Consider the following 18,930-nt stretch of genomic DNA (forward strand, 5'->3'; position numbering starts at 1 on the left):
CTGGGCGGAACTACCGATGCGGGTGCCCTCCCGGGCGGGGGCACCCGCATCGTGCTGCCCGAACTGCTGCCGGTGCTCGCGGAGTGGGGAGACCTAGTAGCCCACGGAGAAGGTCGCGTCCTGCTGGTCCGTCGTGGTCGAGATCGGGTCGATGCGCAGGACGTAGTTGGAGTGTCGGATGTAGCGGGTCGGGTTGTTGTACGAGCGGAACGACGACCAGGAGGCGTCCGCCAGACCCGCGGTCCGGTAGAAGGTCGCGTCGGCCGCGAACGTCGACGTGCCGTCGTTCACGTCGAGTTGGAGCGCGTAGTTGTAGTGACGGAGGTAGCGGGTCGGGTAGTTGACCGACTGGAAGGAGACACCGGACGAGTCCGCGAGGCCCGGTACCAGCTTCCACAGCGAGTCCGTGTACGGGTCGAAGGCGTACTCGTCGATACGGCCGACGAAGTTGGAGTGGCGGACGTAACGGGCCGGGTAGTTGTAGGACTTGAGCCGGTTCCAGGCGGGCGTGCCCCACGTGGCGACGAGGTTGTCGTACTCGGTCGTGGTGATCGGCTGGATGCCGCAGTGCTTGGAGTTCAACGGCTGGGTGTAGGTCTTCTGGTCCAGCGCCGTCCAGGTGCCGGCGGCCAGGCTGCTGGTCTGCCAGGCGTAGAAGACGCCGTTCGGGGACCAGGTGTCACCCCAGAGGTACCAGGTCGAGCTGGAGGAAAGGGACTTGACCAGGGTCGGCGCCTCCGTGCCGTTGTGCGAGACCGCGGTGCTGAACTCCGTGAAGCTGCCGGGGTCCAGTGAGGTGGAGCGGGCACCGACCAACGTCGAGTTCTTCTTGAAGTAGAGGTAGTTGACGCCGTTCACGCCCACGGCCAGGTCGCCGTCGATGACGTCGTAGCCGGGGTCGAAGAAGACCTGGGGATCGCCGGCGGTGATGAAGTCACCGGTGTAGTTGATCATGATCACGTTGTGGCCGCTGGAGTTGACGGCCGAGTAGATCACGCCGTACGTGCCCCGGCCCGCGTCCCAGAAGGCCTCCGGCGCCCAGCTGTGGGTGTCCATGTCGTGCAGCTTCATCCGCCGGTAGCCGGTGAAGGTGCGCAGGTCGGTGGAGTCCCAGACATGGATGTACTGGCTGACGTAGGTCCAGTCGGTGCCCTTGAGGTCGGTGGCCAGCACCACGAACGTGCCGTCCTGCTTGCGCAGGATGAAGGGGTCGCGCAGGCCCGTGGAGCCCGCGGTCGGGGTGGCGACGGGGTCGTTCTGGTTGAGGGGTGTCCACTGCAGACCGTCCTTGCTGACGGCCAGGTGCAGTCCGTAGTTGGCGGCCAGCATGTCCGGCGACTCGGTGAAGTAGCACATGACATAGGCCGAGTTGGTGGCCGCCCGAGCCGTCCCGGCGCCGAGCGCCAGGGCGCCGGTGGCGGCCAGCGGGACGGTCGCCGCCATGCCGAGGAAGTGGCGGCGGGAGGGGTGGGGGAGGGGGTGCGGCGGTCTGGCGTTCATATGCGCTCCAGTGCGTGCGGGGGCGGGCGTGCGGGGGTGCCCGATGGCCGGTATATCGAACACAGTTCGGTAAACCGATCAGAAGGTAGGGATGTGACGGATGCGCGTCAATCGCGCGGTCGCTCTTGGCTGATTTCCGACCGTTATCCACAGGTAATCAACAGGGAGGATCACGGGATCCCGCGCCGCCCTGGCCGACCGCGCCTATGTGAGGGACGGACGCTGGGCGGGGGAGATGGACTGAGCGAGGGGCGGGCCCGGGGGAATCGGGCCCGCCCCCTCATACCCGCGCGGCCGACCCGAGTTCCGCACGGACCCGCGCCGCCGCCCCGACGGCCACCGCGTCACGGCCGAGCCCGGCGGGCAGCACGCGGACCGGGCGTCCGCTCACCGGAGGCTCGGCGGCCAGCGTCCGTGTGATCGCCGGCTCGACCAGCGCCCAGGAACGGCTGACGCCCCCGCCGATCACACACGTCGTGACGTCGAGCAGGCCGGCCGCGATCAACAGTGCGCGGGCCACGCCGGCCCCCGCCGCCTCGTACACGGCGAGCGCGTCCGGGTCGCCTCGCCCCGCCGCCTCGGCGACGGCGCCGGCGGTCACCGTCCGGCCGGTGCGCTCGCCGTAACGCGCGGCGAGCGAGCGGCCCGAGGCCAGCGTCTCCAGATGCCCCCGCCCCCCACAGGTGCACGGCAGCTCTCCGAAGCCGGGCACATGCCCGATCTCGCCGGCCGCCCCGTGCGGCCCCTCGTACAAGGCCCCGTCCAGCCACAGCGCCCCGCCCACCCCGGTCCCCAGCGTCATGCCGAGCACGTCCGGTTCGCCCGCCACCGCGCCGGCGGTCACCTCGCCGCGCAGGAAGGCGTTGACGTCGTTGTCGAGGAACGCCGGTACGCCCAGAGCCCCTTCGACCTCCGCCGTGACCTCGAACCCGGCCCACCCGGTGAACGAGTCGCTGGCCACCAGAATCCGGCCGGCCCGAGCGTCCACCACCCCGGCAGCCCCGATCCCGACCCCGACCAGCTGTACGGGAGTTCGCTCCAGCAGCCGCCGTACGGCGTCCAGCGCGGCGCCCACCATCGCCGCCCCGCCCTCGGTGGCCGGCGTCGGCACCTCCAGGCGCGCGGTGACGCTCAAGTCCCGTGCACAGAGGACTACTTGGATACTCGTACCGCCGATGTCGATGCCCGCGACGACCCCCGTCACGCGGTGACCCCCGTCCGCCGCTGCCGCTGCACCACCGGATCCGGCACCGGCACGGCCGCGATCAGCCGCCGTGTGTAGTCGGTCCGCGGACGCAGCAGCGTGGACATGGTGGGCCCCTGCTCCTCGACCCGCCCGGCCCGCAGGACGACGACCCGCTGCGCGAACTCCTGTACGACGGCCAGGTCATGGGAGACGAACAGACAGGCGAACCCAAGCTCGCGCTGCAACTCGGCGATCACCTCGAGGACCGTCCGCTGCACACTCACGTCGAGCGCGCTGGTCGGCTCGTCGGCGACCAGCAGCCGGGGCGAGAGCACCAGCGCCCGCGCGAGGCTCACCCGCTGCCGCTGACCGCCGGACAGCTCACGCGGCCCGCGCGCCCCCAACTCCGCCGACAGGCGCACCAGTTCGAGCACCTCCGCGACCCGGGCCCGCCGCTCGGCCGCCGACATGCCCCGCCGGTGCATCCGCAGCGGCTCGGCGACACACTCGGCCACACTCATCCGGGCGTCCAGCGAGGCCACCGGATCCTGCAGCACCACCCCCACCCCGGACAGCAGCGCCCGCCGCTTCCGCCCCCGGGAACGCCCGAGATCGGTACCGAAGAGCGACACGGTCCCGGAGTCCACCGGCACCAGCCCCAGGGCGACCCGTGCCGCCGTCGACTTGCCGGACCCGGACTCTCCCACAAGACCCACGGTCTCGCCGGGCCGGACGTCGAGCGAAACGCCGTCGAGGGCACGCACGGCCCGCGACCCACGCCCGAACTGCACGCCCACATCCCGGAGTTCCACGACCGGAGCGTCCTGACGCGGCGGGGCGTCCTGCCCGCTCAAGGCCAGCCGAGGCACCGCCGCCAACAACGTCCGCGTGTACTCGTGCCGTGGCCGCAGCAGCACCTCCTCCACCGGCCCGGTCTCCACGATCTCGCCCTGCCACATCACCGCCACCCGGTCGGCGAAGTCGGCGACGACGCCCATGTTGTGGGTGACCAGCAGCACGCCGGTGCCGGAGTCGGCCGCCAACCCCCGCAGCAGATCCAGGATTTCGGCCTGCACGGTCACATCCAGAGCCGTCGTCGGCTCGTCCGCGACCAGCAGCCCCGGCGAGTTGGCGATGGCCATCGCGATGACGACCCGCTGCCGCTGCCCGCCCGACAACTGAAACGGAAAGGCGGACGCCCTTCGCTCCGGCTCGGTGATGCCGACGCGACGCAGGAGTTCGACCGCCTCGCGCGCGGCCTCCGCCCGCCCCATGGGACGGTGGTTCCGGATGACCTCGGCGATCTGCGCACCCACCCGGGTGAGCGGATCGAGCGCGGTGGCCGGCTCCTGGAAGACCATCGACGCGGTACGGCCGCGCAGCCGGGCGAGTTCGGCCTCGCCGGCTCCGACGACCTCCGTGCCGTCGACCGAAATCCGCCCCGAGGCACGGGCGTTGGGGGACAGCAGCCCCATCGTGGCCAGTGCCACCGTCGACTTCCCGGACCCCGACTCGCCGACCAGGGCGAGCGTCTCACCGGGCCGGACGTGCAGGGAGACACCCCGCACGGCGGGCACCTCGCCCGTGTCCGTGCGGAAGGTGACGTCGAGTCCTTCGACCTCCAGGATGTTCATGCGCGTCCCTTCACGTCGAAGGCGTCGCGCAGCCCGTCGCCGATGGCGTTGAACGCGCAGACGACCAGGATGATCGCGAGGCCCGGCGGAACGATCAGCCACCAGCGCCCGGAGTACGCCGCCGTCAGCCCGGCCGACAGCATGCCGCCCCAGTCGGTCTTCGGAGGCTGGACGCCCAGCCCCAGATACGAGACGTACGCGATGAGCAGGATCGCGTCGGCGACCTGGAAGGTGGCCGCGACGACGATGGTGGACACCGAGTTCGGCAGGATGTGCCGGGTGACGGCCCGGGTGTGCGTGCCGCCGGTCGCGCGCAGCGTCAGCACGTAGTCACGGCTCTTCAGGGTCAGGGTCTCTGCCCGCACCAGCCGCGACGGCACCAGCCACGACACCAGGCCCAGTACGAGAATCAGCCCGGCCGTGTCCGGAGTGGTGATCGCCGACACGACCAGCAGGATGAACAGCGCGGGAATCGCGATCCCGGCGTCCACGATCCGCATCATCGCCGCATCGACCCATCCGCCCGCGTACCCGGCGACGGCCCCCCACAACGTCCCGATGACGGTCGCGAGAACCCCGGCCGCAAGCCCGACGAGCAACGAGACCCGCCCGCCGTACATGAGCCGCCCGAGCTGGTCATGTCCCACGGCGTCGGTACCGAGCCAGTGGGCCCCACTGGGCGAGAGATTGACCTGCGTCAGATCGGTATGGGTTTGATCGGTGGAGTAAATCAGCGGCCCGACGAAACAGAACAGCAGGAAAAGGGTTACGACAACAACTCCGGCCACTGCAAGCCGATTGCGCGCGAAGCGCGAACCCTTGAGGGGCGCGGGGCTGTGGTGAGGGGCTGCTCCGCCGCGGGGCGCGACCAGCCTCCACCGACCGGCACTCTGAACACTCACGCCCGCCCCCCTTTCACCCGAGGATCCACAACCCGCTGAACGACATCCGCCAGCAACGACCCCACCACCGTCGCCACAGAAATCACCAGCACACACCCCAGCAACACCGGATAGTCGGAAGACTGCGCCGCGCTCCAGAACAACAGCCCCATCCCCGGATAGTTGAAGAGCTGCTCGACCACCAGCGCACCCCCGAACAGCACCGGCACGTAATACCCGAGCATGGCGATCACAGGAGTCAACGAGTTGCGAAACACATGCCGAAGCAGAATCGCCCCCTGCCGAGCCCCGCCCGCCCGAGCCGTACGGACGTAGTCCTCGGACAGGTTCTCCAATGTCGCCGCCCGCATATACCGACTGAACACGGCCACCATCGACGCGGCTCCCGTGACGACCGGCAACACCAGCGCCACCGGATCGGCGAACACCTGGGCCAATGTGTCCCCTTGCGGCGCCTGCGACGGAAACCATCGCAGCGTCTGCGTGAACACCAGCACCAGGACCAGCCCCAGGAAATACACCGGAGTCGAGTAGGCGACAAAGCTCAGCGTCGTGATGACGTAGTCGGCCGGCTTGTTCCGCCGAACCGCCTGCCACATGCCGAGCGGAATCGCCGGCACCAGCCCGACGACCGCCGACAGCACCGTCAACACCAGCGTCTTCGGCAGTCGCTGCCCGATCAGCTGCGACACCGCCTCGTTCAGGGTGTACGACGTCCCCAGGTCCCCGTGCAGCAGAGTCCGCAGGTAGTAGACGTACTGAACCGGCAACGGCCGGTCCAGCCCCTGCTCATGGTTGAACGCGGCGATCTGCTGGGCCGTGGCCTGCGGCCCGAGGATCCCGCGCGCGGGACCCCCGGGCAGGGCGTGCAGCAGGCAGAAGACCACGACCGTGACGATGAGGATCACCACGAGGGCCTGAGCCGTCCGCCGGGCCAGATAGACGAGAGTCTCCATGCCTCAGCTGGTCCACTTCCACTGGGCCGGGTGGAAGTTGGCGAGCGAGTCCTGGGAGAAGCCGCCGAGGCCCTTCTTGATGACGGAGATCTGGTAGTCGGGCTCCGGCAGCCAGATCACCGGCAGGTCCTTGGCGAGGGCGGCGCTGTAGTCCTGCACGGCCTGGTTCGAACTCGACGTCGTGGAGGCGGTGATGAGCTTGTCGACGTCCGGGTTGGAATAACTCCCGAAGTTCGAGCCGCCCTTGGTCTGGAAGAGCGAGTCACCGGTGGGGAAGGCGTTGAAGTACCAGCTGCCCGCCGTGCCGAAGAAGGACAGCTGCCACGTGCAGAGGGACTGGCTCGCGGTACACGGCGGGGTCTGCGAGAGCACCGAGTTGACCGGCGCGGTCCTGATGGAGAACTTGATGCCGGTCTTCGCCAGCGAGGACTGGATCGCGCTCATCATGTTGTCGGTGACGGTCGACCCGGACTGCGAAAGCACCGTCATCTCGAACTTGGTCCCCTTGGCGACCCCGTCACCGCACTTCGCCGGCTCGGTGCAGGTCATCACGCCACCCTGCTCGGCCCAACCATGGCTTGTCAGAAGGGACGTGGCGGCCGACGTCGAGAACGGATATGGATTCCCCTTCTGCGTCGGCGAGACGAAGTCGGACGCCTGCCCCTGCGGCACCGGCCCGTACCCGGGGATCGCCGTCCCGTTGAAGACGACCTTCGCGAGGCTCGTCTGGTCGATCGACCGCTGCACCGCCTGCCGGGCGTACAGCTGCTTGAACACGGCGCCCATGGAAGGGTTGTTGAAGTTGTACGGCATATACGTGATCGCCCACCCCGACCACGGCTTCACCTCATATCCCTGCCCGGTGAAGCTCGCCTTCTGGTCGAGGTCGGTCGGCTCGATGTAGCCGTAGTCGACTGTGCCGGAGCGCAGGGCGTTCTTCTCGGCGTCGGTGGTGGTGAACGGCAGCAGGTTCACCGTGGAGATGCCGGGCTTCTCCCCGCCGTCGTACTTCTTGTTGGCGGTGAGGACGACCTTGCCGGCCGTCGAGAAGGACTTCACGGAGTACGGCCCGCTGATGGTCCTCCAGAGCGGGTTGGAGGCATAATCACCGATGTTCTTGGCGGCGTTGTTGAGGTACGTCCAGGTCTGTTGGGGGTCACCCTTGTCCCAGACGTGCTGGGGCAGCGGGTTGATGGAGTTCAGCTCGTTCGCCAGCATCCACTGCGGGTTGTACGCCTTGTCGAAGGTGATCGTGAAGTGGCGGGCGTCCTCGACCTTGAAGGACGTCCAGTTGTCCGGTGCCTTGCCGGGGTTGTAGCCCGCCCACTGCGCCTTGTTCGCCTTGATGAGGTCGAACCAGAACTTGACGTCCTCGGAGGTGATCGGCTTCCCGTCGCTCCAGTGGCGGTCCCCGAGGGTGATCCTCACGCTCTTGTTGTCGGCGGCGAAGTCGGCGGCCGTGGCGATCGAACCGGCCTTGTTCCAGCCGATCTTGCCGGTCGAGCCGTCATAGGCGATCAGCGGTTCCCAGAGCGTGTTCGCGATGGAGATGTTGTTGGTGTTCAGGTGTGCGGCCGTGCCGATCGGCAGGATCCAGTTCGGCGTGAAGTTCGCGGGCAGCGCGTAGTCGATGGAGTCCTTGGAGGCCGACGACGTGCCGCTCGAACCCGAGCAGCCCGCGAGCAGCAGCGTGCCCGCGGAGAAGGTGACACCGGCGGCCAGGAGTCTCGTGCGGGCAGGGGACATGGCTCTCCTCGAAGAAAGGCGGGCGGAGGCGGGGGCGAGGACAGTCAACGACCCGAGTGTTCGTAGAAACAGACACACAGCTGTAAAAAGCCTGTTACTGCCGTTCTGAAAAAAGCGTGGAGGGGCGCGGGTTGGCCTACGCTCGTCGCTCCGACCGCCGTCGACGGAAGTTACTTCGTCCATGACCGAAAAAAGTCCGCCGCGCCGGAAGAACGGCGCCGGCGTCTCCTCGCTGGCCGAGCGCGTCCTCGAACTCCTCGCCTCCGGACAGGCGTCGACCCGTACGGAGATCGCCGGACTGCTGGGTGCCGCGCCCTCGACGATCTCGTTCACCGTGGCCCAGTTGCTGGACCACGGGCTGGTCGCCGAGGAGGGCACGGTGTCGTCGGCGGGCGGACGGCCGCGCAAGGTGCTGCGGCTGGGCGGCAGCGACGGGTTCGCGGTGGCGGCCGAGCTCGGGGGACGACACGCACATGTGGGCGTGGTGCTCCCGGGCGGCGGGCTGACCGAGGTGTCGACGGTGCCGTTCCCGACGGCGGACGGGCCGCAGGCGGCGCTGCCCGGACTGGCCCAGACCCTCGAAGACCTCGCCGAGCAGCACGGGCGGTCCCTGCTCCGGGGCGTCGGCCTCTCCCTCCCCGGCCCGGTGGACGTGGCCTCCGGCGTCGTCACGCTCCCGTCCCGGATGCCCGGCTGGAACCGTTTTCCCGTCCGTTCCTGGCTGGAGGACCGCTTCGGCGTTCCGGCGGCCATCGAGAACGACGCCAACTGCATGGCCGTCGGCGAGCACACCGTCCAGCCCGTCGAGCGCCGCCAGTCGATCATGGTGAAGACCGGCACGGCGATCGGCGCCGGCGTCATCGCCGACGGCCGCCTCTACCGCGGCGGTACCGGCGCCGCAGGCGAGATCACCCACGTCCGCGTCGAGGCCGCCCACGACATCCCCTGTTCCTGCGGGAACACCGGATGCCTGGAGACCGTCGCCTCGGGCGCGGCCCTCGTCCGCATCCTGCGCGAACGCGGCCTGGAGGTCGCCTCCACCGAGGACGTCGTACGCCTCGCCACCGACGCCGACCCGGAGGCCACCCGTGCGGTCCGCCAGGCCGGCCGCTACCTGGGGCAGGTCCTCGCCGCCAACGTCAACTTCTTCAACCCCGACGCGGTGTACCTGGGCGGCATCCTCTCCACACTGGAGCCGTTCGTCGCCGCGGTACGCAGCCAGTTGTACGAGGGCTGCCATCCGCTCGTCACCGAACACCTGGCGATCGAGCGAGCGAGCCTGGGCGCGGACGCGGGCCTGGTCGGCGCAGGCCAGTTCGCGTTGCAGCGAGCATTGGCACACGCGCTGCAAACGGCCACGGGCGAATCAAGGCCCAGGTGACCGACCTTCTTCGGGGGCGCGGGGCTGCATCGATGTGCGGCTCCGCCGTATGTGCGCGACCAGCCACAACGAATCCGCAGAGAACATACGACCTGGAGCAATCGTGTCTTCTTCCCGTCCCGTCATCGCGATCGCAGGCCTGGGCATCGAGTCCTCGACCTTCTCCCCGGCCCGCACCGAAGCCCCCGCCTTCCACCCCCAGCACGGCGACGACGTCCTCACCCGCTATCCCTTCCTCGCCCCCGGCACCCCACTCCGCCAAGCAGCCGACTGGCACGGCGCGTTGGTCGGCAAGGCGCTGCCCGGCGGCACGGTGACGGCGTCGGCGTACGCCGAACTCTCCGCCGAACTCCTCGACGGACTCGGCCGGTTGGGTCGTATCGACGGACTCTGGTTCGACATCCACGGTGCGATGACGGTCGAGGGCCTGGATGACGCGGAGGCCCAACTCCTCGCCCGCGTCCGGGAGACGATCGGCCCGGACGTCATCGTGTCGACCTCCATGGACCTGCACGGCAACGTCTCCCGCGAGCTCGTCCACCGGAGCGACCTGATCACCTGTTACCGCATGGCCCCGCACGAGGACGCGATGGAGACGAAAGAACGGGCCGCCCGCAACCTCGTCGACCTCCTGACGAGCGGCGAGCCCAGGCCGGTCAAGGCGTGGGTCCCCGTGCCGGTGCTGCTGGCCGGGGAGCAGACGTCCACCCGGATCGAGCCGGCGAAGAGCGTGTACGCGGCCGTGGACGAGGTCGAGGCTGTCAACGGCGTTACCGACGCGGCCATGTGGGTCGGGTACGCATGGGCGGACGAACCCCGCAACCGGGCGGCGGTCGTGGTCACCGGACCTGACCGCGAGGCGGTGGCAGCAGGTGCCGAACACCTCGCCCGCGGCTTCTGGACCGCCCGGCACGACTTCGACTTCGTAGCCCCCACCGGCACGCTCGACGACTGCCTCGACGAGGCCCTCGCCTCCGCCGCCCGCCCGTACTTCATCAGCGACACCGGCGACAACCCCACCGCCGGCGGCGCGGGCGACGTCACCTGGGGTCTTCAACAGGTCCTGTCCCGCCCGGAGTTCAAGGACCCGGCCGGCCCGACGGTCATCTACGCCTCCCTGCCGGGACCGTCCGCTGTCGACACGGCCGAGAAGGCCGGCATCGGAGCGACCGTCACCGTCACCGCGGGCGCCGAGGTCGACGACCGTCACGCGGGACCGCTCACGCTGACCGGCGTGGTCCACGCCATCCGGCACGGGGACCGGGACGCGGAGACGGAGGTCGTGCTGCGGGTGGGCGGCGTGCAGGTGATCCTGACGCGGCTGAGGAAGCCGTACCACCACGAACACGACTTCACCGACCTGGACTTGGACCCGCGCACGGCAGACGTCGTCATCGTCAAGATCGGCTATCTGGAACCCGAGCTCTTCGCCATGGCCGCCGACTGGAAGATGGCTCTGACCCCCGGCGGCGTCGACCAGGACCTGCCCCGCCTCGGTCACCACCGCATCCGGCGCCCCATGTTCCCCTTCGACCCGGACATGCCCGCCCCCGACCTCAGGGCCAGGGTCATCCCGTCCTCCACCGAACCCCTCACCGGCCCGGACGAGTGAGCGTCCCGCCCCCCTCGGCCTCTTCCGCGACGGCGATCAACTGGTCGAGCAGGGCGATGAGTACGTCCCGGCACGAGCCGCGCTCGCGGGCGTCGCACAGCAGGACCTGGACATGGTCCGGCAGGGCGAGGGCGTCGCGGATCTCGTCGGGCGGGTACGGGTGTTCGCCGTAGAAGCCGTTGACGCCGACGACGAAGGGGATGCCCCGGCGTTCGAAGAAGTCGATCGCGGCGAAACTGGACTCCGGGCGGCGGACGTCGACCAGGACGACGGCGCCCAGCGCGCCCAGGGCGAGGTCGTTCCACATGAACCAGAAGCGCTGCTGGCCCGGGGTGCCGAAGAGGTACAGGACCAGGTCGTCGCCTATCGTGATCCGGCCGAAGTCCAGGGCCACCGTGGTGGCCTTCTTCTCCTCGATGCCGGCGAGGTCGTCGATGCCCAGGCCGGCCTCGGTCAGCGGTTCCTCGGTGCGCAGCGGGGCGATCTCGCTGACCGAGCCGACCATGGTGGTCTTGCCGACGCCGAAGCCGCCGGCGATCAGAATCTTGACCGTGTCGGGCGCGGCCCGAGTGACGGTGTCAGAGTCGGCCAAGGCCGTCCCTCACTTTCTGCAGCAGGTCCAGGTCCGGGGTCTGGGAGACCGGGCGCGGCGGGCGGACGGTGATCCGTCCCGCCTCCAGCAGATCGCACAGCATGATCACCACCACACTGACCGGGAGGTCGAGCAGGGCGGCGAGTTCCGCGACGGCGATCGGCCGGGCGCAGTGGCGCAGGATGCGCTGCTGCTCCGGCTGCGGTCGGGTGGCCCAGGTCGGCGGCGGGTCCACCGCGGTCACCGTCGTGATCAGCGTGAAATCGGCGCGGCTCGGCCGGGTGCGTCCCCCGGTCAGGGCGAACGGTCGTACGAGACGGCCTGCCGTGTCGCCTCCGCCCACCTCACGCGCCGGAATCGACGGTGGGGCCGATGCCGGCCCGGGGAGCCGCGCTGAGGTGCTCGCCGATCTTCTTCACCAGCATGTTCATCTGGTACGCGACCACGCCGACGTCCGCTCCCGCGTTGGTGAGGACGACGAGGTGGGCGCCGGGACCGGCGGAGGTGAGTATGAGAAAGCTGTTGGCCATCTCGATGAGCGCCTGCCGGACCGGCCCGCCTCGGAAGTCCATGCTCACTCCCTTGCTGAGGCTCATCAGCCCGGACGCGGTGGCGGCCAGCCGCTCCGCGTCGTCGCGCAGGAACCCGGTGGACTTGCTGACGACCAGGCCGTCCTCGGAGAGCACCACGGCGTGGTTGACCTCGGCGACCCGGTCCACCAGGCCGGTGAGCAACTGGTCCAGTGCGGTGTGGGTGGCGGGGATGGGGCGTGTCATGACGTGTCCTTCGTCAGCGGTCGGCGGGCGGGGGCGAGGGGACGTGGGGGCCGGTGGCGGGCACCTGTGCGGCGGTGGCGGGTGGCTGCGGGTCCGGATCCTGCGGGTCTTCCGGTACGGGGGTCTCCTCCTGGTCGTACTCCGCCGTGCCCTCGTCGTCACGTGCCCGGAGCGTGCCGCGCTGGAACCCGGCGAGCGAGGAGGCGGCCTGCTCCGCGGTGAACTCGTCGACATGCCCGTCCTGCCGGATCTCCGACTCCTCCCGCAACTCGGCGGCCAGGCTGGTCTGGGGGACCCGGCGGGGGAGGGGGGCGAGGCCGGGACGGCGGGTGAGGGGCTGGGGCTCGGCGTCCGCGGGTTCGGCCGCGCCCCTCCGTCCGCCAACGGTGTCGGCACGTCCGCCGCCGACGGTGTCGGCACGTCCGCCGCCGACCGCGTCGGCACGTCCGCCCCCGTCCGCCCGTCCACCGTCCGCGCTCCCGCCGCCGCCCGCCCGTCCGAGGCCTCGGGCAAGCCCTGACTCCCGGTCGAGCCCGGCTTGCTGGCCTGGTCCGGCTCCGCGGCCTTGCCCGGCTTCCCGGTCGAGCCCGGCTTCCTGGCCTTGCCCGGCTTCCCGGTCGAGCCCGGCTTCCTGGCCTTGCCCGGCTTCCCGGCCTTGCCCGGCTTCCCGGTCGAGCCCGGCTTCCCGGCCCTGCCCGGCTTCCTGGTCGAGCTCCGCAGGGCGACCCTGGCCGACTACGTATTCGCCTCCGGGGGCGGAGCCACGTATGGCGTCGGCTGCACGGCCGGTCGCGGCCGTGTCTCCGGCTTCGTCCGCCTCTGCCGGCGTGGCACCAGTTGCGTGCCTGCCTCCGCCGGCGCCGCGCGCCTTCGACGTGCCCTCGGTCTCGTCGGCAGCGCGGGCGGCTGCGGCGTGCCTGCCTCCGCCCGTGCGCGAGCCGTCTCCCGCACGGTCGGCCCCGTCCGCCCCGGCGTCCGCGACCCTGTCCCCACCTGTGCCGCCGCCCATCTGCGCGGAACCCGAGCGCGCGTCGCCTTCCGCCCGCCCGGTGTCCTCGGCGTGGCCGGCCTCTCCCGGGCCGTCGGTCTCCTCGGCGCGGGCGTGCTCGCCTCCGTCCAGGGCGTCCCGGCCACGTGCCGTCGGAACCGAGGCCGAGACCCCGGCCGGTGCCTCAGGGACATGCTCCCGGTCGGCGTCCCACGCCTGTTCAGCGGCTCCCGTGCCCGCGGCGTAGCCCCGTCGGGCACCCCCTCCGGCCCCGGTCCGCTCCCCGCCGTCCGCCGCCTCCCGCACCACGATCTCGTGCGGCAGCAACACGATCGCCGTCGTGCCGCCGTACGGCGAGGCGCGCAGGGTGACGGCTATGCCGTGGCGGGTGGCGAGGCGGGCTATGACGAACATGCCGAGGCGGAGGTCGCCGGCGAGGGCCACCACGTCGAACTTCGGTTCCACCGCGAGCTGTTCGTTGAAGGAGGCGTAGTCCTCCTCGGACATGCCGAGTCCGCGGTCCTCGACCTCGACGACAAGGCCCTTGGCGACCATCGCGGCCCGCACCCCGACCGGCGCCGGCGAGGGCGAGTACGCCGTCGCGTTGTCGATCAGCTCGGCGAGGAGGTGGATCACGTCGGCCACCGCGGGCGGCGCCAGGTAGACGTCCTCGTCGGTGTGCACCTCGACCCGCCGGTACTCGGCGACCTCACCCACCGCACTGCGCAGGATGTCGATCAGCGCGACCGGCTCCCGCCAGCTGCGCCGGGGCTGCTCCCCGCTGATGATGACCAGGTTCTCCTCGTACCGCCGCAACTGGCTTGCCGTGGAGTCCAGTTCGTACAGGCCCTTGAGCACGTCCGGGTCGGTGTGCTCGCGCTCCAGCGCGTCCAGCTTGGTGAGCTGCAGGTTGACCAGGTTCTGCGACTGGCGGGCGATACCGAGGATGACCTTCTGGAAACCCCGCCGGATGTCGGCGAGTTCGACCGCGGTGTGCACGGCCGTGCGCTGCGCCTTGTTGAACGCCCTCGCCACCTGGCCCAGTTCGTCGCCGCCGTAGTCCAGCGGCGGCGTCGCCTCGTCCGCGTCGACCTTCTCGCCCCGGTCCAGCCGCGCCACCACGTCCGGCAGCCGTTCCTCCGCCAGGCTCAGCGTGGCCTCCCGCAGCCCTCGCAGCCGCCGCGACAGCGAGCGGGTGATCCGCCAGGACATGCCCACGCACAGCAGCAGCGCGATCAGGCCGCCCGCGCTCAGCCAGGCGGCGGTGACCAGGAGGCTCTGCGCCTTGTCGGCGCTGTGTTCGAGCAGCCCCGACGTCTGGGCCTGGATCATCCGCCCGTACTCGTCGCCGACCTTCGAGAAGGCGGCCGCCCACTGGTCGCGCGCGTCCGGCAGCGCGATCCTCCCGCCGGCGGCGGAGGCCCGGGCCGCGAGCACCTTGTCCTCGATGTCCTGCACGCCCTGCCACTCGGGGCTCTGCAGGATCCGTTCGGTCTGCGTCTTCGCGCTGCCGGTCAGCGACGGCACGATCTGGTCCTCGACCAGCCAGCGCCGGGTGTTGACCAGCTGCGCGAAGGTGGCCCACTGCTTCTCGCCCAGATGTCCGGACGGCCAGGCGAGGGTCAGCTGCGCGTCCTCCTGCGCCACCAGCTCCGCCGCGTGCTCCAGCGCGACCAGCGGACCGGCCTGCGAGGTGAGGTCGCCGTCGTCGACCTGGGAGAGCTCCTGGAAGGCATGGATCTGGTCGTCGATGATCGAACCGTACTGGTCCAGCGCCTGCGCGGTGGTGATGTCGGTCGGGTCGTCCACCTGCCCCCGGTAGTACTCCAGGCTGCCGACCGAACCGAGCACCGAGTACAGCCGGTCCGAGATGCGCGCCGGCGCCTTGTTGATGGCGTCGGACTGGCCGACCAGCTTGGCGACCGCCTTGTCCGTCACCTTGCGCTGTGCGTCCAGCGCGGCCCGGGAGCCGCGCGGGTCGTGGGCCAGCCAGGCCGCCGACAGACTGCGCTCCCGCTGCAGCGCGAGCGTGGCCTCGGTGCCCATGGCACCGGTCGCCTGGCTCAACTCGGTCTGCGCGCGCAGCCGTAGCCCTTCGGTGAACATCTGGGTCGTCGTCACACCCCACATCGCGGCGAGCGTGACGCTGGGTACCAGGGCCAGCAGGATCAGGGAGAGACGTATGGAGCCGAGCCGGCGCCGGGGACCTTTCCGTGGAGACATCGTCGTCCTAGGCGATCAGCGGAACGGAGAAGGGGAGGGGAGACGGAGACGGGGGTGGCCGTGAGCTGGGAGAGAAGGGGTGCACAGGATGCTATCCGTACAAGTGACCGCACGTGCCACTGGTCTCCGATTCTTTCGCGACATTGCTGTACGAAATGTCGTCCGGCGGCCGGCTCAGCGCGTCCCACGCTCCGCGAACCGGGCGACCGCGGCCACGTTGGTCCTGGTCACGAACGCCGGTCCGGTGAGCACGGGGGAGACACCGCCGCCGCTGATGTTGCCGTTGGTCCGGTACAGCCAGAGCCCGTCCACCGCGAGATAGCCCTGCAGATACGGCTGCTGGTCCACGGCGAACTGCACACTGCCGTTCTGGACGGCCTTCACCAGGTCCTTGTTGAGGTCGAAGGTGGCGACCTTGGCCCTGCTGCCCGACGCCTTCACCGATTTGACGGCCAGCAGCGCGAACTGGGCGCCGAGGGTGACCACTTCGTCGATCGTCGGGTCCTGCCGCAGCCGGGCCGTGATCACGGCGGCGGTCGCGTTCGCGTCGGTGCCCTCGACGTAGAGGTTCTCCAGCTGGCCGTCGAAGGTCTTCTTCATGCCCGCGCAGCGCGCCTCCAGCGCCACGTTGCCGCGCTCGTGGATGACGCACACGGCGTGCTTGGCCTTCAGGCCGTCCAGCTTGGTGCCGACGGCCTGTCCGGCCACGCTCTCGTCCTGCCCGAAGTACTCCAGCAGCCCCTCGGACTTCCAGGAGTCGATACCGGAGTTGATCCCGACCACGGCGATGTCCGCCCCCCGCGCCTGGGCCATCGGCCCCTTCATCGCCTGCGGTTTGGCGAGGGTCACCGCGATGCCGTCGACCTTGTCCCGGATCGCGTCCCGCACCAGCTCGGCCTGCCCGGCCGCGTCCGAGTCGCTGGCGTACGTCAGATCGACGCCGTCCTTGGCCGCCGCGTCCTCGGCGCCCTTCTTCACCAGGTCCCAGAAGGCGTCGCCCTTCGCGCCGTGCGTGACCATGGCGACCTTGATGCGAGCGCCGCCGCCCGCCTTGCCGACGGCGTCCGCCGTGGCGTCCGACCCGTCGCCGGACGCGGAACAGCCCGCCATGAGCAGCCCGGCGACCACGGCCACGGCCGCGAGGCGAACCGGTCTGCGGGAGAGGGGGGATGAAGGAGGAGTCTTCATGGGAGTGCGGCACCTCGCTGTGCGGCCGAGCTGGAGGAACAGCGCGAACACGTCACCGGCCGTTGTCCGGCACGCCGCACGCCGTCCGGGTGACACTCGCTGGCCGGAGCCAATCGCGTGTGACCGCCGGTAGTCAAGTGAGCAGCCACTTTAAGTGAGTCACTGGTGCCGCTTCGTGATGTTTGACGACCCTGGAACGACCGTGCGGTCGTTGCCGGTCGGCACCCATCATGGGATGCCAGTCGGCCCCATGAACGTCAGAGCCGTGCCGAGACGAATTTCCTCACCTTGTCGGCCAGCGCGCCCGGGGCGTCGTCCGACGCCGTGATGGCCGAGACGTGGGCGTGCGAGGAGGTGGTGCCGACGAGAACGAACTGCTGGCGCGGGTTGGCCTTGGCGGCGGCCTCCGTCGCGGGTCTCATCCCGGTGCCCACCGCGAAGATCAGGCCGCAGTGGTGCTGGACGGCGCCGTTGATGTACGGCAGCGCCGCCTTGGCGTCGACGGTGGGGGCCGTGAAGCGCTGTGCGTTGACCTTGCCGGTGTCGGCGGCAGCCCGCAGGCCCTGCCAGGTCGCCCGGGTGAGGGCGGCGTCGGTGGAGTTCGCGGGGGAGTCGAGCAGACAGGCGCGAAGGTTGCGGGAGACATTGGCGGCCCGTGGGGCGGACCGGCCGCCGGTCAGGAACACGGTGAGGAGCACGCCGGTGAGGACGCCCAGGGCGACAGCCGCGGCACTCACTGCGGGGTGGCGGCGGACGAGGGCGGTGAAGGGGGCGACGCGGTGCGGTACCTGCATGCGGATCCTCTGGTCGACGGGGGTGTCAGCGGGTGCGCGGAGCGCGCCGACGACGGCGGTGGACGACGATGCCCGCGGCCACCAAGACGCCCGCCGCCCCGACGGCCCCTGCCGTCCAGGCCGCCCGGCCCGGTCCGGTCGCCGACCCCCGTCCCGAGGGGGCGGCGGCCGAGCCGAGCAGCGGGTTGGCGCGGGACGCCGGTTCCGGCGCGTGGAGCGCCTTGAGCGGGTCCACGACGCCGTAGCCGAGGTGCTCGTCGCGCCGGGGCCCGTCCGCGGAGCGGTCGGCGGTCCCGATGAGCCGGCCGATGATCTGTCCGGCGCTCTCCTTCGGGTACCGGGACCGCAGCAGCGCGGCCGCGGCGGCGACATACGGGGCCGAGTAGCTGGTGCCGTCCTCGGTGAGGTGGCCGCCGCTGTTCTTCGCCGAGTAGATGCCGACCGCGGGCCCGGCCAGGGCGACGTACGGGCCCGACTCGCTGGTCTGCCAGAACGTTCCGGTTCGGGTGGTTCCGGAGACGGCCACGACGCCGGGGAAGGCCGCCGGGTAGGTCACGGGGTTCCCCGCGCGGCCGCTGTTGCCCGCGGCGGCCACGACGACGATGTCGTGCTGGACGGCGTAGGAGACGGCGTCGCGGAGTTGTGGGTCGGCGGTGGTGGTGACCATGGACACGTTGATCACATCGGCCCCGTGGCGGGCCGCGTAGACGATTCCCTGGGCCAGCGCGAGCGGGTCCGCCGCGGTGCCGGAGCTGACCCGCACGGGCAGGACGGTCGCCCTGGGCGCCAGGCCCGCCACCGCTCCGTCCTTGCCGCCGCCGCCCGCGATGACTCCGGCGATGGAGGTGCCGTGGGAGTCGTCGGAGAGGTCCACCTGGCCGGTCGCGGCCTGGTGGGTGAGATCCGTGCCGGGCAGGACCCGCCCGGCCAGGTCCGGGTGACGGGCGTTCACGCCGGTGTCCACCACGGCCACCGTGACGTGGTCCCCCTCGCTGAGCGGCCAGACCCGGGACGCGTCGAAGTGCCGGGCGTCCAGCGGCCATTGCGCGGCGGCGGGTACGGGCGCGGCCGGGGCCGACCCGGTGGACAGCACCAGCAGCGACGGCAGGGCGGCGTACGCCCAGGACCTGACAATCCCCCGCACGGAATTCTTCCCCCGCCTGTGCCCTGACGGCACATCAACTTCCTTGCTTCACAGGAAGATTGGCCTGCAATGTTGGCATGGAACAGTCAAGGGTGACTCATGAGGTCTTCAAACCTGCGTGTGTCATGTGATGTTTCTGTGGTGATGTCCGGAGATAGAAGGCTGTTGCAACGACCCGACCGGCTGATACAACCCCTCGCTGTCAGAAGTTCGTAGACGAACTGTGCGGTGGCGGGGGAATCCACACATGGGCCGCTTCGGGACATCCCATCGGCGTGCGCGCTTTTCACTGAGAGCGACGGCGCTCG

Annotated in this window: 14 protein-coding genes and 1 pseudogene; 2 read left to right on the top strand and 13 right to left on the bottom strand. The window is 70.5% G+C overall.

Features of this window, described 5'->3' with window-relative positions:
• Positions 1-93 precede the first annotated feature (93 nt).
• The 6 genes from ACWC09_RS20310 to ACWC09_RS20335 form a co-directional block, all read right to left on the bottom strand.
• On the bottom strand, positions 94-1,500 hold the full coding sequence (locus tag ACWC09_RS20310) for a glycoside hydrolase family 43 protein (RefSeq protein ID WP_450851945.1): 1,407 nt from the start codon (positions 1,498-1,500) through the stop codon (positions 94-96).
• 280 nt (positions 1,501-1,780) lie between these two features.
• A complete protein-coding gene (locus ACWC09_RS20315) occupies positions 1,781-2,704 on the bottom strand; it encodes an ROK family protein (protein ID WP_450851946.1) in 924 nt (307 codons plus the stop codon).
• A complete protein-coding gene (locus ACWC09_RS20320; RefSeq protein WP_450851947.1) occupies positions 2,701-4,320 on the bottom strand; it encodes a dipeptide ABC transporter ATP-binding protein in 1,620 nt (539 codons plus the stop codon). Before ACWC09_RS20320 ends, ACWC09_RS20315 begins: the two co-directional genes overlap by 4 nt.
• On the bottom strand, positions 4,317-5,192 hold the full coding sequence (locus ACWC09_RS20325; protein ID WP_450852019.1) for an ABC transporter permease: 876 nt from the start codon (positions 5,190-5,192) through the stop codon (positions 4,317-4,319). Before ACWC09_RS20325 ends, ACWC09_RS20320 begins: the two co-directional genes overlap by 4 nt.
• Before the next feature lie 26 nt (positions 5,193-5,218).
• A complete protein-coding gene (locus ACWC09_RS20330; protein ID WP_450851948.1) occupies positions 5,219-6,178 on the bottom strand; it encodes an ABC transporter permease in 960 nt (319 codons plus the stop codon).
• A 3-nt stretch (positions 6,179-6,181) separates the two neighbouring features.
• Positions 6,182-7,924: a peptide ABC transporter substrate-binding protein gene (locus tag ACWC09_RS20335; RefSeq protein ID WP_450851949.1), complete on the bottom strand. Its 1,743-nt coding sequence runs from the start codon at positions 7,922-7,924 to the stop codon at positions 6,182-6,184.
• A gap of 181 nt (positions 7,925-8,105) precedes the next feature.
• Here ACWC09_RS20335 and ACWC09_RS20340 point away from each other — a divergent pair, with 181 nt between their 5' ends.
• Entirely contained in the window at positions 8,106-9,305 is a 1,200-nt protein-coding gene (locus tag ACWC09_RS20340; protein WP_450851950.1) for an ROK family protein, read from the top strand.
• A gap of 49 nt (positions 9,306-9,354) precedes the next feature.
• Entirely contained in the window at positions 9,355-10,917 is a 1,563-nt protein-coding gene (locus tag ACWC09_RS20345; RefSeq protein WP_450851951.1) for a M81 family metallopeptidase, read from the top strand.
• On the opposite strand, the gene ACWC09_RS20350 is transcribed toward ACWC09_RS20345, so the two are convergent.
• The 7 genes and pseudogenes from ACWC09_RS20350 to ACWC09_RS20380 all read right to left on the bottom strand — a co-directional run bounded on the left by ACWC09_RS20350 (position 10,898) and on the right by ACWC09_RS20380 (position 18,622).
• Positions 10,898-11,509 (bottom strand): GTP-binding protein, encoded by a 612-nt coding sequence (locus tag ACWC09_RS20350; protein ID WP_450851952.1) that lies wholly within the window; start codon positions 11,507-11,509, stop codon positions 10,898-10,900. The genes ACWC09_RS20345 and ACWC09_RS20350 overlap by 20 nt on opposite strands.
• Positions 11,496-11,852: a DUF742 domain-containing protein gene (locus tag ACWC09_RS20355; RefSeq protein WP_450851953.1), complete on the bottom strand. Its 357-nt coding sequence runs from the start codon at positions 11,850-11,852 to the stop codon at positions 11,496-11,498. The genes ACWC09_RS20350 and ACWC09_RS20355 overlap by 14 nt, the downstream gene beginning before the upstream one ends.
• A 1-nt stretch (position 11,853) precedes the next feature.
• Positions 11,854-12,285: a roadblock/LC7 domain-containing protein gene (locus ACWC09_RS20360; RefSeq protein WP_356353792.1), complete on the bottom strand. Its 432-nt coding sequence runs from the start codon at positions 12,283-12,285 to the stop codon at positions 11,854-11,856.
• A gap of 1,282 nt (positions 12,286-13,567) precedes the next feature.
• Positions 13,568-15,496, bottom strand: a pseudogene (locus ACWC09_RS20365) (nitrate- and nitrite sensing domain-containing protein); the annotation flags it as partial.
• A gap of 174 nt (positions 15,497-15,670) precedes the next feature.
• Entirely contained in the window at positions 15,671-16,684 is a 1,014-nt protein-coding gene (locus ACWC09_RS20370) for a substrate-binding domain-containing protein (protein ID WP_450851954.1), read from the bottom strand.
• Positions 16,685-16,941: 257 nt separating this feature from the next.
• The gene (locus ACWC09_RS20375; protein ID WP_450851955.1) at positions 16,942-17,478 is read right to left on the bottom strand and encodes a hypothetical protein; all 537 of its coding nucleotides are present in this window, start codon (positions 17,476-17,478) and stop codon (positions 16,942-16,944) included.
• Positions 17,479-17,503: 25 nt separating this feature from the next.
• A complete protein-coding gene (locus tag ACWC09_RS20380; RefSeq protein WP_450851956.1) occupies positions 17,504-18,622 on the bottom strand; it encodes a S8 family serine peptidase in 1,119 nt (372 codons plus the stop codon).
• Between the last annotated feature and the right edge of the window lie 308 nt (positions 18,623-18,930).

The organism is Streptomyces sp. NPDC001617 (assembly GCF_053596855.1).